This window comes from Kitasatospora sp. NPDC056181, from assembly GCF_042266225.1.
Classification (GTDB): Bacteria; Actinomycetota; Actinomycetes; order Streptomycetales; family Streptomycetaceae; genus Kitasatospora.
On sequence record NZ_JBHJUK010000182.1, the window covers coordinates 1 to 14479 of the forward strand.

Here is a 14479-nt window from a genome sequence, read left to right on the forward strand (position 1 = left end):
GGCGACGCCGTCGTTGTCGCGGTCGAGCCCCGCGCGGTACCCGGGGTCGGCCCGGTGCAGCGGGGCGACCCCGGCCGCCCGGGCCGCGGCGCAGTTGGCGTAGTACGCGGCGCCGCCGCCTCCACCGGAGGTCGCGCCCCCGCCGCCGCTCGCCGGGTCACCACCAGTGGACGTGCCGCCGGAGGTCGAACCGCCCGTACCGGAGCCGCCTGCCACCGAACCGCCGCTCGTCGAGCCGCCCGCCGGGCTGCCGCCGGAGGAACCGCTGCCGGAGGGCTGCTCGCACGCGACGCCGTCACCGTCCGCGTCCAGGCCCGCGCGGTACCCGGGGTCACCCCGGTGCAGCGGGGCGACCCCGGCCGCCCGGGCGGCCGTGCAGTTCGCGTAGTACGCACCCGCGGCGGGGGTGGGGGCGGGCGTGGGCGCGGGCGGCGCGGCGGCCGTCGGCGCGGGCGTGGGAGTGACCGCCGGAGTCGGCGTGGCGGTCGGGGTCGGGGTCGCCGTCGGAGTGGGCGTGGCTGACGGACTCGCACTCGCGGTCGGCGCCGGGGAGGCCGGGCCCGTGGCGGGGGACGAGGTGGCGGCCGCGGCCGGCTGGACGAGATCGGTGCGGTCGGGCTTCGGGTCCGCGAGCACCGCGCCGAACCAGATCAGGCAGTAGATCCCGCCGATCACACTGGCGGCCACCTTCACCGGCCGCTGCCAGAGCGAGGTCCACACCAGCACCAGGCCGACCGGTGGCACGAAGAGCAGGGCGAGGACGATCGCTGCGGGCCGGCGCCACCACGGGCGGGTCGGAGCGGCAGCCGGTGGCGGGTACGCGTAGGTCATTGGCCCATCAGAGCACCGTCCGGCCACCGCCCGTGCAGAAATGGATCACATTTCAACCACATTCCGGACAAGGAAGTGTCAGCCCCCTGCGAGTGCACCGGTCCGGGCCCGGAGGCCGACGGCCGGCCCTCGGCCGCTGCCGGGGCGAACCTTTGACGCCGTGCCGGATTCCGACGCCGTGCCGGATTCCGACGCCGCCGACTCCCGGCAGCGGCAGGGCGCGCACGGAACCCCCACCGCACCGCTGATGCCCCGTCCCGGTTCCCGTCCGCCGCCGTTCGGGGGATACCCGCCCGCTCCCGGTGCCCCGGACGCCCGCCGCGGGCATCCGTCACCCTCGTCGACCCTCCGCACACCAGGAGGGCGGTTCTGAGGAGAGGCCATGGATGACGAGCAGGTAGTGCCGGCCCAGGACGACGCGCTCATCTCACTGAGGGAGTACTCCGCACCCGACACCGCCCCGGGACTGCACCGCCTCATGGCCGAGATCGACGAATCCGGCCACCCCACCGCACTGCCGCTCTCCTTCTCCGGCGTGAAGGTGGTGGGCGACGTCGTCACCGGGGACGCCGCCTTCGACCTCCGCCTCGGGGACGAGACCAGCGGTTCGTTCCGGATCCTGTTCTTCGTCCCCGAGGACGACACCGGGACCCTCCTGCCGCCTCCGTACGGCGACCGGACCGACGGCACCGCCATCCTCTTCCCGGGGGCCGCCGGCTTCCTCTCCCCCGGCACGCCCGCCACGGACCGCCGCCGCGGCTACGGCATCCAGCCGCCGAAGGTCTTCACCTGTCCGGACGGCATCCTCGTCGCCGGCCGCTGCGACCTCTACGGCGACTACACGATGATGGGCAGCCTCGGTTTCCAGGTCACCCTCGGCCCCCGCCCGTAGATCCGGGGCCCGCACCCGTCCCTCGGGGATGCGGGACCTCGCACGCCGGCGCGCCCACCCGAGGCGGGGCGCCGGCGCGCCGACCCGACTACGGCGCGTCGGCCGGGTCGGCGGTGCTCACCGGGACGTCGGGGTGACGGAACCAGGAGCCCTGGACCGCCCACTGGACCAGCATCAGCACGCCGCCCAGCACCAGGGCCCCGATGCCGATGACGGTCACGCCGCCGGTCTCCCCGAAGATCGGCAGGTTCACCGAGGTCGCGCCGTAGTTCGGATCCGCGTAGACGTCGAAGGCGCCGTAGCAGAAGAAGTAGAGCAGCATCACGCCGCCGACCAGCGGGAAGATCCCCTTGAAGACGAAGTCCTTGACGCTCCTGGTCAGCACCCGCCGGTAGTACCAGACGCAGGCGAAGCCGGTCAGGCCGTAGTAGAAGGCGATGCCGAGCCCCACCGAGGCGATGGAGTCGGCCAGCACGTTGCCGCTGATCGCCGTCAGCAGGACGTAGAAGGCGATGGACGCCACGCCCATGCCGATCGTGGACCAGGTCGGGGTGAGGTGACGGGGGTGCACCCGGCCGAACGGGGCGGGGATCGCCTTGTGCGCGGCCATCGAGAAGGAGGTCCGGGCCGTCGGCAGGATGGTGGTCTGGGTGGAGGCCGCGGCGGAGGTCAGCACCATGAAGATCAGCAGCTTGCTGAGGAACCCGCCGAATCCCGCGGTGCCGAACACGGCGTCACCGAGGCCGGACAGCACGTCGCCGGAGTTGTCCTCGTTGCCCAGGCCGATGCCGTCCGTCCCGACGCCCGCGAACGCCAGCGCCGAGGTGGACACCAGGGTGTAGATGAGCAGGAGCAGCACGGTCGAGATGACCGCCGCGCGCCCGGGGGTGCGCTTGGCGTCGGCGGTCTCCTCGTTGACCGAGACGGCCGTGTCCCAGCCCCAGTAGATGAAGACCGCGGCGAGCATGCCGGCGGTGAACGCCCCGGTGGAGGCGACGTTGAAGGGGTTGAACCAGGAGGCGCTGATGTGGATCGCCGTCGGGGGCGGGCTGCTGCCGTAGACCTTGACCAGGGCGGTGACCGACAGCAGGGCCAGCATCACCACCTCGACCGAGAGCAGCCACCGTTGCAGGGCGGCGGACAGCTCGATGCCGACGTAGCAGATCGCCGTCATCACGATGATCCAGACCACGCCGGCGATGGACGTCCAGAGCGTGCTGTCGGCGAGGGAGTCCAGGCCGAACAGCCGGAATCCGTAGACTCCGGCGATCTGGGCCAGGTTCGCCATGACGATGATGTCGGCGATGATGATGCCCCAGCCGCCCATCCACCCCGTCCGCGGCCCGAAGGCCCGGGCGGCCCAGGTGAAGGTGGTGCCGCAGTCCGGGTCGGAGGCGTTGAGCTCCTTGTAGGCGTAGGCGATCAGCAGCATCGGGATGAACGCCAGGACGGTGATGATCGGGGCCTGGAGCCCCACACCGATGACGATGATGCCGAGTGTCGCCGCGAGGCTGTAGGCGGGGGCGGTGGAGGCCAGGCCGATGGCGACGGAGGAGACGAGTCCGAGCGCGCCGGTCTTGAGCCCCTTCTCGCCCGCGCCCGAGCCGGTCGCTCGTGGTTCGACGGCCGGGGCCGGACCGTTGGGGGACTGCGGCACCGATTCCACCTCCTCCCCCTGACCCGCCCGAGGACCTCGGACGTGATCATGGGGCCGAGACAATTCCGCTTCAAACCGACGATACTGCCGCCGCCGCCCGCAGGCCCGCCGAGACCGGGGCCCCGGCGCCGGGCCTGCGCCCACCCGGTTCAGCCGGCGGCGTGCTTCTTCAGGAAGGCCCCGGCGTGGGCGGCGGCCTCCTCCTTCGTGGCCAGGGCGGGCGCGGCGTCGCCCGCGCGCAGCGTCCCGTCCGCGCCCCGGCCGGTCCACCGCCAGCCGGTCGACGACGCGTCCCGGAACAGCTCGGCGGTGCCGCCGAACAGTTCGAGGCCGCTCGCCCCCGGCCCGGAAGCCGCCGGCCGCTCGACGGCGTCGGGCCACTTCTTCCGGGCGCCCTGTCGGGTGATGCCCCACGCGGTACCCAGCCGCTCGTAGCTCGCGCCGTAGGACCCGGCGGTCTGGGCGGCGATCGCCGTCAGCCGCTTGACCTCCTCGTCCACCACCTTCCAGGTACGGAGGACGGAGAGGGCGACGTCGGCCGGGTCCCCCGCCCACATGAGGTCCGCGGGGAGCCCGGTCTCCCGGGCGCGCAGGGCGGTGGCGAGCGGATTGAGGGCGTCGAGCAGGGCCCGGTCCAGCGCCGTCAGTTCCTCGGTGGTGATCTCAGGCTTCGGCATGACGACAACTCTAGTTACCGCGTCGGCGCCAGGCAACCAAAGTTACCGATTGGCATGTGCCAAGACATGACGATTCATCCCGCCCCGCCCGGGCGGGGTGGCCGCACGGCAACTCCCCGACCCCGAGCCCACTTGCGGCCCGACAGGACCGCCGGACGCCATGCGCATCCTGGCCTGTCAGCACGACCCCGGTCTCGCACAGGTGAGCCGACAACACCCCGATCCGCATCACGCCACCGCCCCCAGCAAGCGGAGGTCGTGCGCCGTACCCCACCCGTACGTGGGACACGGCGCCTCGCAGGATTCCCGGAAGTCGAACCACACGACCTTGCCGGCCCCCGCCGGGTGCCAACCCCACGCATGAGCCAGCGCCTCGACGAGCAGCAACCCACGCCCGCCGGTCGATTCCGGATCCGCTTCACGGCGTTCAAGCGTCGGATGGGGATCCGCGACCTCGACGCGCAACCGCCCGTCCACTCGGCGAACGGTCACCGCGCAGCGCGCCTTCGCATGCCCCACAGCGTTCGCGATCACCTCACTCGCGCAAAGCTCCAGCTCCTCCAGGGCCTCTCCGGAGAGCGGCACGCCCCAGGCGCGCACGATCTCCAGTACCAGCCTCCGCGCCGCCGGAACCGCCGCGCCGTCCGGCGGGACACCCCATTCCAGGGGCACCGGAAATCGGGCGGTCTTGAGCGGGCTGACGACAAACCCCGGCTTTGCCACTTCAGGCATGCGATCCCACAGTCGGTAGCCATTCGACACCAAGCGGTGACGTAGGAAATCTTCGGCCCTGCGACAGGACATCCTGAACCCCTTGAATGGGACGTTCAAGGGACTCTCAAGAGACTTTGCCTGTGGCCAATCCGAGCACAGGGCCTGGAAATGTCCCTTCTGGCCTTATGGTTGACGCAGCATCGGCAGCCCGGAGGACACCATGCCCCGATCCATCGGCAACACCGCACTCAAAGCCGCCCGCCAGGCTCGCGGCCTGTCCAGCCAGCAAGCACTCGCAGCCGCACTACGCGATGCCGCCCGTCAGCTCGGCTTGGGGGAGATCGTCGTCAGTCGCAAGCAGATCGGGCGATGGGAGTCTCCCAACCCGCCCTGGCCACGGGACGACCACCAGCAGCTCCTCACTTACGTCCTCCGCCTACCGATTGAGGAACTCGGATTCCGTGCGCCGTGGGACGACAGCACCCGGCCGGCCCCGGATATGATCCCGCCCACAGGCCGTCGCCCCTCGGCTCCCCCTGCACTGCCGAGGCCAATGGCGGCATTCACGGCGCAACCCACCACCGTAGGTGCGGACTTCGCGACGGTGACAGAAGCTCATCGACGCCTTTACTGGAGCGTTTCGCCCGCCACGTTGCATCAGGCGGTCGCCGAGCACGCCAACCTGGGCACAGCCCTGTTGGGAGAAACCGACGGGGTCACGCGAAGGGTGCTGGCGTCCGCCCTCGCAGAGAGCCTCCTCCTGGCCGGCCGGATTCAGTTCTTCGATCTCCGCCAACCAGAGGCAGCCGATGCCACCTTCGTACGCGCGCTGCAGGCAGCTGGGGAAGCCGACGACTCCCTTCTCGGCGCCGCAGTGCTCGGGCACTCCGCGTTCGTCCCGGGATGGGCCGGGCAGCGTGAGGACGCAGCCGAGCGGATGCGGGCTGCCCGGACGTACGCTCGACGGGGGCCTGCCTCAGCGGGGTTGCTTGCATGGCTCGATGCCGTCGAAGCCGAGTGCCTGACCCGCTGCGGCGACCACCGGCAGGCGCTCGACCTCCTCCGCCGGGCCAAGGAGGTCCTGATGACCGATGACGGGCACCGCAGCCCGGACTGGTTCACCTGGTTCTCGGCCACCCGCCTCGCAGCCTTCAAGGGCAACACGGAACTGGCCGCAGGACTCATCCCGCAGGCCCGGACCACGTTGGAAGCAGTGCTCGCGGATCTGCCGGAGACCGACGGCAAGCAGCGAGTCGTCGTCCTCGGAGACCTTGCGGCTGTCGAGGCCGCCGCTCGACGGCCCGACCCGGCTTGTGTGCTACTCGGGCAGGCACTCGATCAGCTGAGTGTGACCTGGTACGCCACCGGCATGGAGCGCATCCGCGAGGCCCGCCGGGCGCTTACTCCCTGGCAGGACTCGGAAGCGGTCCAACGGGTCGATGACCGTCTCTACTCCTGGACCGCGACCCTCAGTTCGCTCCAGCGTTAGCCTTCGCAATCAGGTCTGGGAGCTCGGCAAGCGAGTCGATCCGGAACGTCGCACGGATGGCTTCGGCGTCGTGCTGTTGAATCCACCCCCACGGCCCCCGACGGATCAACGCGCCCTGCATGCCCGCACGGGCGGCGGGAAGTACGTCGTTGTCCAGGCGGTCGCCGACGTAGAGAATTTCGTCCGGCTCCGCCGGTACCACTGCGGCGACCCGGTCGAAGAAGACCGGGTCGGGCTTGCTCGCACCCCAGTCGTCGGATGTGCCGATCAGGTCGACATCGTCGCTGAACAGCCGGCGAAGGATCGCCCCGGCCCGCACGGTCTGGTTACCCGCGATCGCCAGCCACAGGCCGTCCGCCCGAAGCCTGGCGAGCGCTGGACGGACGTCCGGGTACAGATCCTCCTCGCCGAACGTCTCGGGCTGGCCTGCCATCGCCCGCTTCTCGCGTTCCTCATACAGATCGAAGCCGGGCCGGAAGATCTCGAAGGTCTCGCGGTAGTCACGCCTGCCGGCGATCACCGCCCCGAGCTGCGCCACAAAGGTGTGTCGGGGCACGCCCAGCCAGTCCGCCCAGGTCCCGTACTCCCGGGTCTCGTCCACCAGGCACTCGCCGACATCGAACACCACTGCGCGAATCATGGCCTCAGCCTAGCGAAATGGCCTCCCGGCCGCGCCCGGGGCGGGCGCGGCCGGTGTGGAAGAGGACTGGTCAGTGGCGGTGGTGGTTGTCGGGTTGGGCGGGGTCGCCGGGGTGTTCCAATCCCTGGACGAGGGTGAGGCGTTCGGCCCTGGTGCGGTCCAGCCAGCGGACGAAGGCGGCGCGGCGGGCGGCCTCCGTGAGGCCGGGGACGGGATCGGGGTCGTCGGTGGTGGTGCGGGACGAGAGGAGGGCCGCCTTCCAGGGGCCGGCGGTGACCCACTCCCCCGGTGAGGCCGCGCCGAGGGCCTCGGCGAGGGCGGTCGGGAGGGTGCCGGGGTCAGCCTCGAACTCGCCGCCAGGGAGCACGAGTTGCCACACGACGGTGGGCGCCCGGGTGGTGGAGGCACGGTAGTGGGCGACATCGGAGGCGGAGGGTTCGACGTCGGCGGTGACGTCCTCGTAGACCGCGCGGACCGCCGCGCTCCCCTCGTACGCGGCGGCGGTGACGGAGCCGAGTTCGACGGCGGCCTGCTGGTCGAGGTGGGCGGGACCGGATCCGGTGACGGCCAGGCCGCGTTCGGCGGCGACCGCCTCGCACAGCGCCTCCGTCAGCAGCACCTGGGCCACCCAGCGGGTGAGCTGGCGGTCCTCCGAACTTCCCGGCCGGGGAAGGGCGCAGGCACGCGGGCCGGACCGCAGCGCGGCGAGGCGCTGGTCGAGTGCGGTGCGCGGCAGCGGCCGGCCGTCGAGCAGGCCGAGGACACCGGCGGTCACGGCTCCACCACCAGGGCGACGGTCGGGGTGTACTGGCAGCGGCCGAACCACATCACCTTGACCAGCGCCCAGGACGAACCGGGCTCGGTGGATTCGGGGGCGGTGATCTCGAAGTCCGCGGTGACGGCCGACCCGGCCGGGACGGTGAAGCCCCGCACGGGATCGGCGATCGCCTCCCAGGTGCCCCACGGCGAGACGAGTTGCAGCTCACCGCGGATCTCGCCGCGGGTGCGGTTGTGCATCACCACCGCCAGGGTGGCCCGGCCGCCGGGGGCGACGCGCAGCGACTCCGAGCCGACCGTCACGGTGAGGCCGGTGTCCCGGCCCTCCACCGCCTTCGTGCCCTGGGCGGCGGTCCAGTCCTCGGGCGCCTCGCCGGGCACCGGCAGCAGCTCCGGCAGGTCGCCGACCGCGATGGTGACCACGTCCTCCACCTCCTGCCCGTCGTGCGCGATCCGGACGGCGGCGAAGTGGAGCCCGGGTTCGGCGTCGGCCGGCGGGGTGAGGGTGACCGGGAACCGCAGGTGGCCGCCCGCCTCCAGCCGGTAGGGGCGGGCGGTGAGGCTCGCCGTCCAGCCCGCGGGGGGCAGGACGAGCGCCGTCCCCTCGACGGCGGCGTCCCGCAGCTGCGAGGAGAGCGCCACCGACAGCGACACCGGCCCGCCCGCGCCGTCCGTCCGCAGCAGGCCGGGCGACACCCCGACCGACACCGGGAGGTACCCGAGCGGCGCCGGTCCCCGGTTGTGCAGCCAGTACCGGGCGTGGACGGGCTGGGCGGCCTCGGCGACCGCGCCGAGCACCGGGCCGGCCGGGTCCGAGGTCACACCCGGCCGGGCCAGCACGGTGGCGATCTGCGAGCCGGAGAGCTCCAGGTCCGCCGGCCCGAGCGGACGCTCCAGCAGGTCGGCCCGGTGGAGTTCGGTGAGGCCGAGCGCCCCGCCGAGGACCGCCGTGCGGCCCAGCCCCGTGGATTCGACCAGCCGTACGGTCAGTTGGTCGCCGAGCGGCCGGGCCGAGCCGTGCGCGATCGGGTTGCCGGCCGGCTTGAGGGCGCCGAGCAGCACCTCGCGGGCCGGTTCCACCCGCAGCCAGGAGAGGGTGGCGGGCAGCGGGCCCTCCTGTGCCGGGGCGATCCGGGCGTACAGCGGGTGGTTGAACTCCTGCCCCTGTGCGGGCAGCGTCAGGGCCCGCCAGTCTCCCGCTCCGCCCACCAGTGCGTAGCTGAACTCATGGGTCCAGTGCTGCAGTTGGAACGACGCGCCGTCGGGCAGGGTGCGCCGGGGCGGGTCGATCCAGACGCCGGAGGGCCAGCCGGTGCAGGAGCGCATCAGCGAGAGGTGCAGCGCGCCGGTGGCGTCGACGGCGAAGCCGGGCAGGCCGAAGCTGAGCAGTCCGACGGTGTGGTCGACGAGCTGTTCCGAGGCGTGGAGCGGTCCGGGGCAGACGGCGGTGACCCGGGCGTCGGCGAGGTCGTGCGCCAGGGCGGCGGGATCGGTGACCACGAGGGCGGGCAGCGCGCGCAGGTCGCGCAGGTCGGCACCGGGCCGCCAGACCTCGGCGAGCGGGGTCAGCGCGGGCACCCAGACGGCGCCGTGCGCCTTCAGCACACTCGCGTACTCCTCCCCGGCCCGCTCGATCAACTCCCGTGCCGCCTCGTTGACGTCCGGCCCACCGACCACGATCCGGAAGTCCGGCAGGTTGGAGTCGACGTCCAGCCAGCCGTAGCGGGCCCAGTCCGCGCCCGAGGTGGTGGTGGTGACGCCGACCCGGGCGAGTGCGACCACCAATGCGCGCGCGCCGGCGGCCGCGTCCAGATCGGGGACGACCACCTCGGCCACGCCCAGCGCCCGTTCGCCCAGCACCGCGCCGGACGGGTCGGTGAGTACCGCGCGTGCCGTGGCGCCGAGGCCGAACCAGGTGTTGGCGGGGTTGTCGAGGGTCCACGGCGCCTCGGCGGAGTCGACGTCGGGCAGTGCGAAGCCGCGGCCGACCACCGCGTCCGCGACCTCGCTGACCGGCAGCGCCCCGGGCAGGTCCACCGGGAAGCGCAGCCGCAACAGCCGGTCGGCGCCGGAGTGGTCGACCACCCGGGTGCGGCAGTCGACGCGGTCCAGGCCGCGCCACAGGGTCACGGTCTGCTCGTAGCGGACACCGTCCACCGTTCCGGCGACCACCAGCCGTTCGCCGAGCGGGCCGGTCTCCCGGCGGACGTCCGCGGGCCGGTCGCCGGAGCCGGTCACCGGGCCCTTGGGCACGAGGTGCCAGGGGCCCTCGCCGAAGTCGGGGTGCTGCGGGTACTCCTCGTAGACCCGCAGCTCGTTGCCGATCCCGCCGGATCGGAGCAACTCCCTTTCATGGAGCAGATCGTGAATGGACGTCAGACCACCGCCGCGTTCGGGGTCGGCGGTCACCCGGTACCGGGCGTTGGCGATCGTCCAGCCCTCGGCGGCCGACCACGCGGTGTCCTCCTCCGCGCCGGGGACCAGCCGCCAGGTGCGCCAGCCGAGCGCGGGCACGTCGGCGGCCAGGAACCGCAGGGTGCCCCGGTCGACGGCGCTGGGCACCACCGAGCCGGTGTCGTCCAGCACCCGCACCGCCCGCCCGCCGCGTGGCAGCCGGACGGCCACCAGGTCGGTCCGGTCGAAGGAGAGCGTGTTGGTGACGACGACGGCCTCGCCCGCGCCGGTGGTGTCCACCCGGCCGGTGAGCGCCTCCAGCGCCCGGTCGCGGACGTCGGCCGCCAGGTCGTACGCCTCCCGCCAGCCGCCGAGCAGGTCCAGGTAGACCTGGTCGGATTCGGAGCCGGTGATCGCGTCATGGTGTGCGCCGTAGGCGAGTTGGCGCCAGACCTTGTCCAGGGCGCCCGAGGGGTAGCGGCCCAGCCCGTGCACCACGGCCAGCGTGGCCAGTTTCTCGGCGTCGACGGCCGCGACCTCGGCGGCGCGCTGGGCCTGCTTGGTGTCGATGTAGGAGACGTCCTTGCCGGTGTAGACCGGGTTCATGTCCCGGCTCTGCGGGCTGGGCCGGCGGCCGGTGGCCTCCAGCTCGGCGCGGACGGCGTCCAGGAAGTCGCGCGGGGTGCCGCAGACGAACCGCGGCCAGAGGTACTTCGAGGCCCAGGAGCGGTGGATCTCGGTGACCCACTTGTTCGGCGGGGTGTAGTCGGTGCCGACCGGCAGCAGCAGGTTCCTGGTCGCGCCGACCGGCTTGAGCTTGCGGTACAGATCGAGGACGGCCTGCTCGGCGGTGGCGAGGTCGGCGGAGGAGTCCATCCACCAGCCGGCCGAGTAGTGGTGCGGCATGTAGTGGGTGAGCACGCCCTCGCCGGAGGGCGCGATCCACTCGAACTCGCTCGGGAACTGCATCACCCGGGCGTCGTCCTTGGCCTCGCGGAAGTTCTTCTGGATCGGGCCCCACTGGTGGAACGGGCCGCGTGCCCAGGCACTGCCGGTGAGGCCGGCCGCCGCCAGGTGACCGGGGAACTGCGGGTCGTGCCCGAACACGTCGAGCTGCCAGGCGGTCTGCGGATCGCCGCCGAGGACGTCGCGCTGGTACCCGATGCCGTAGACGATGTTGCGGATGGTGGTCTCGGCACCGGTGAGGTTGGTGTTGGGCTCGTTGTAGGTGCCGCCGACCAGCTCGACCTGGCCGCGTTCCAGCAACAGCCGCAACGTCTCCCGGCGCTCCGGGTGCTGGTCGAAGTAGGGCTTCAGGTAGTCGACTTCGGCGAGCACGAACTTGTACACCGGGTCGCGCAGCGCCAGCTCCAGGTGTGCGTCGACCAGGGCGAAGCCGTTGCGCTCCCAGAGCGGCCGGGTGGTGGCGTCGGCGGAGAGCAGCTCCCACGGCGAGGTGTAGGCGGCCTGGGTGTTCCACCAGACCGGGTCGTAGTGGAAGTGCGAGACCATGAACATCGTCCAGCCGGGCTCGGCGACCTCGACGACGCCCTCGGCGCGTGCGCCGCCGGCCTCCACCCGGACGTCCACGCGCGCCCCCGGCGGCGGGCCGGTGATCTCCAGGGGGACTTCGACCAGCCCCGTGCCGGCCGCCTCGCCCCGCACGCCCGGGCCGGTGACGGTGATCCGGGTGGCGGGCGGGCCGTCGAGGGTCACCCGCAGCAGCTGGCGCGGCGCGTCCTCGGGGCCGGTGAAGAGGTCCGTGCTTTCGACGGCGGTGATGGTGACCGACACGGGACTGGTCCTTTCACGAAGGTACGGCGGAGCTACGCGCCCCAGGCCTCGAACTCGTAGACGCGGGCGGCGGGATCGGTGCCCTGGGTGGGCCTGGTGACGACCAGCCGGACGTAGCGCGCCGTGGTGGTCACCGGATGGGTGGTGGTGCCGGCGGTGTTCCCGGTGACGGTGGCGACGGTGGTCCACGGGTCGGTGGCCGCCGAACGCACCTGGATCGAGAAGTCCCGGGTGTTGTAGGAGGCGCTCTCGCCGCCGGCCGAGGCGTGCTTGACCACGAACCTGGAGAGCGGCCGGGCCGATCCGAGGTCCACCTCCAGCCACTTGGCCGACGTGGTGGTGCACCACTTGTCGCCGTTGCCGCCGTTGACGGTGCCGTTGACCGCCTTGGCCGGGGTCTCGTTGGCGTTGCACTGGCCGGAGCCGGTGGCCGGGCGGTTCAACGCCAGGTTGCCGCCGGCGGGCGGGGTGCCGGTCCAGGAGACCGTGGTGGTGGCGGCGGTGGAGCGGCCGTACTCGGTGGAGACGGCCACGACCTCGACGGTGGTGCTGCTCTCGGTGCCGGCCCGGTCCAGCTTGTTGACGAAGTAGGCGTCGGACGGCGTCGCCCCGAGGAAGGTGCGGGTCCCGTCGGCACCCCGCCGGTACACCTCGTAGTGGTGGACGGAGCCGCCGGCCGGTGCCGTCCAGGAGAGCCGCAGCGACTGGCTGGAACCGGCCACCACGTCACTGGCACCGAGCACGGTGAGTCCGCCGGGAGCACCCGGGGCGTCCACTGCCCCGTCGTAGACCGCGAGTTGGCCGATCCTCACATCGTAGGCCGGGTCGTTGCCGTCGGCCTGGAGGCCGATCTGGGCGATGGTGCGACCGGCGTAGGCGGAGAGGTCGAGGGTGTGGCGCTCCCACCCGGTGCCGGAGTTGGCGCCCAGGTCGAGGGTGGTGAAGCTGGTCGGCGCGTCGGTGAAGGAGATCGCGGCCTTGAGCCTGGTCGGCCCGGCGGCCGGGGTCTTCACCACCACGGAGAGCCTGCTGTCGGCCGCGACCGGCAGCCTGCTCTGGTAGAGGCGGACGGTGTTGGCGGCGTCCAGCCTGCCGGTGAGGCGCAGCGAGGAGCCGCCCTCGAAGGCGTCGGTGAAGTCGATGGACGGGGTGAGCCTGGTGCCGGTGGAGCTGACCAGCCAGCGGTAGGTGGGCGGGACGTCCTGGAGCGAGAGGTTGTTCCAGCCGCCGGTGGCCGCCCGGGCGCCGTCGGTCTGGTAGAAGTCGCCCTGTCCGGTGTCGAAGTTGGTGACGAAGGGCTTGGCCGTGATCGGCGAGGACTCGGCGACGTAGCTGGAGAGGCCCTTCCAACTGGACGAGGTGGCCGTGTTGGAGGGGTCGTTGTTGGCGCCGACCCAGTAGCGGGAGTCCTTGGCGTAGAAGTCGGCGCGGTCGGTGGCGGACTTCCACGTCCACTCGGGGCGGTAGAGGCCGAGCGAGGTGGTGTGCGGCTTGTTCGCGGGGAAGAGCGCGTTCCAGTCGACGCCGGTGTTGTAGCCGTTGGCCTCGGTGTCGATACCGGAGTAGAGGTCGTACTCGCTGCGGCCGAGGCTGCGGGCCAGATTGCGGGACGAATCCAGGCCGGAGGAGCTCCAGTTGAAGTTGAGGAACATCGAGTCGGCCGTCCGCCTGTTCCCCTCCTGGAGGAAGGAGTCGTTGGCGGAGGTCAGCTCGTTCTGCCAACTGACCGATCCGGACTCGGTCATGGCGTCGTACCACATGAACTCGGTGGAGCTCTGCGCCTTGGTGTACTGCATGAGGTTGCGGACCTCGCCGGCCAGGGCCGAATCGCCGCCGCCGGTCTCCTGGTTGATGAACCAGCCGTCGAAGCCGTAGTACTGGGCGGCCTGGGCGAGCTTGTCGGCGACGGGGTAGCGGGTGCCGGACTTCTGGACGAAGTCGCGGACCCACTGGAGCTGGCCGCCGTACGCGGCGGGCGGGAAGAACACGGTGCCGTACACCTTGACGCCGTTGCGGTGGGCGGCGTCGATGACGGTCGGGTTGGGGGCGAGGATGAGGCCCTCGCCGGCCGAGCCGCCCCAGAAGACCAGCTTGTCGACGTACTGCCAGTAGCCGAACGCGTAGTAGTTGGGGTCGGCGGAGCCCTGGGAGGGGTTGTTGGAGGTCGGCCCGAAGGACACCAGGGAGGCCACCTTGCCCTCGCCGGCCCGGGCGTTGGGGTTGGCCTTGAGTGCCGGGTCGCTGGTGCGCGGCTGGAGCGGGACGCGGGAGCGGTTGAAGCGGGCGTCGGGATCGGTGGCCGGGTCCCAGTTCAGGATGGTGTTCGGGTACCAGTAGGACGCGTACGGCTGGGTGCCGGGCGCCGCGGTGACGGGCGCGGGGGCGGTGACGGGCGCAGGCGGTGGGCCGGCGTGGGCGGCGGGCGCGGTGCCCAGGACGGCGGCCCCGAGGGCGGCGCTCAGGAGCAGGGGGAGGCGTCGTGACATGCGGTGGCTCCGATCGGGCGGAGGAGGGTGGGGGCCGGGCCGCCCGCGGCGGGGCGGTCCGGGTGCATGCGTGTGGCGCTGTACGGGTGCGGGGGCGGTGCCGCGGGAGGCGGCGCCCGGGCCGGACG

Annotated in this window: 10 protein-coding genes; 2 read left to right on the forward strand and 8 right to left on the reverse strand. The window is 72.4% G+C overall.

What is annotated here, in order from left to right; translation table 11 throughout:
* The coding region (locus tag ACFC1F_RS38605) for an excalibur calcium-binding domain-containing protein (protein ID WP_376165701.1) at window positions 1–831 on the reverse strand (831 nt) is incomplete at its 3' end.
* A 382-nt stretch (window positions 832–1213) separates the two neighbouring features.
* On the opposite strand from ACFC1F_RS38605, the gene ACFC1F_RS38610 reads away from it, so the two are divergent.
* Window positions 1214–1723: a hypothetical protein gene (locus tag ACFC1F_RS38610; protein ID WP_209414845.1), complete on the forward strand. Its 510-nt coding sequence runs from the start codon at window positions 1214–1216 to the stop codon at window positions 1721–1723.
* An 88-nt stretch (window positions 1724–1811) separates the two neighbouring features.
* Here the strand turns inward: ACFC1F_RS38610 and ACFC1F_RS38615 are convergent, their stop codons facing one another.
* The 3 genes from ACFC1F_RS38615 to ACFC1F_RS38625 all read right to left on the reverse strand — a co-directional run bounded on the left by ACFC1F_RS38615 (window position 1812) and on the right by ACFC1F_RS38625 (window position 4789).
* The gene (locus ACFC1F_RS38615) at window positions 1812–3380 is read right to left on the reverse strand and encodes an APC family permease (protein ID WP_376165703.1); all 1569 of its coding nucleotides are present in this window, start codon (window positions 3378–3380) and stop codon (window positions 1812–1814) included.
* 149 nt (window positions 3381–3529) lie between these two features.
* Window positions 3530–4057, reverse strand: a complete 528-nt coding sequence (locus ACFC1F_RS38620) for a hypothetical protein (RefSeq protein WP_376165705.1) — start codon at window positions 4055–4057, stop codon at window positions 3530–3532.
* Between the two features lie 228 nt (window positions 4058–4285).
* Window positions 4286–4789, reverse strand: a complete 504-nt coding sequence (locus tag ACFC1F_RS38625; protein ID WP_376165707.1) for an ATP-binding protein — start codon at window positions 4787–4789, stop codon at window positions 4286–4288.
* A gap of 202 nt (window positions 4790–4991) precedes the next feature.
* Between ACFC1F_RS38625 and ACFC1F_RS38630 the strand changes: the two genes are divergently transcribed.
* Window positions 4992–6260, forward strand: a complete 1269-nt coding sequence (locus tag ACFC1F_RS38630; RefSeq protein WP_376165710.1) for a transcriptional regulator — start codon at window positions 4992–4994, stop codon at window positions 6258–6260.
* Here ACFC1F_RS38630 and ACFC1F_RS38635 read toward each other — a convergent pair.
* The 4 genes from ACFC1F_RS38635 to ACFC1F_RS38650 all read right to left on the reverse strand — a co-directional run bounded on the left by ACFC1F_RS38635 (window position 6241) and on the right by ACFC1F_RS38650 (window position 14351).
* Window positions 6241–6900, reverse strand: a complete 660-nt coding sequence (locus tag ACFC1F_RS38635; protein ID WP_376165713.1) for an HAD family hydrolase — start codon at window positions 6898–6900, stop codon at window positions 6241–6243. The genes ACFC1F_RS38630 and ACFC1F_RS38635 overlap by 20 nt on opposite strands.
* Window positions 6901–6970: 70 nt before the next feature.
* Window positions 6971–7675: a hypothetical protein gene (locus ACFC1F_RS38640; protein ID WP_376165716.1), complete on the reverse strand. Its 705-nt coding sequence runs from the start codon at window positions 7673–7675 to the stop codon at window positions 6971–6973.
* On the reverse strand, window positions 7672–11865 hold the full coding sequence (locus ACFC1F_RS38645) for an NEW3 domain-containing protein (RefSeq protein ID WP_376165719.1): 4194 nt from the start codon (window positions 11863–11865) through the stop codon (window positions 7672–7674). The genes ACFC1F_RS38640 and ACFC1F_RS38645 overlap by 4 nt, the downstream gene beginning before the upstream one ends.
* A gap of 32 nt (window positions 11866–11897) precedes the next feature.
* Window positions 11898–14351: a discoidin domain-containing protein gene (locus ACFC1F_RS38650; protein ID WP_376165722.1), complete on the reverse strand. Its 2454-nt coding sequence runs from the start codon at window positions 14349–14351 to the stop codon at window positions 11898–11900.
* Between the last annotated feature and the right edge of the window lie 128 nt (window positions 14352–14479).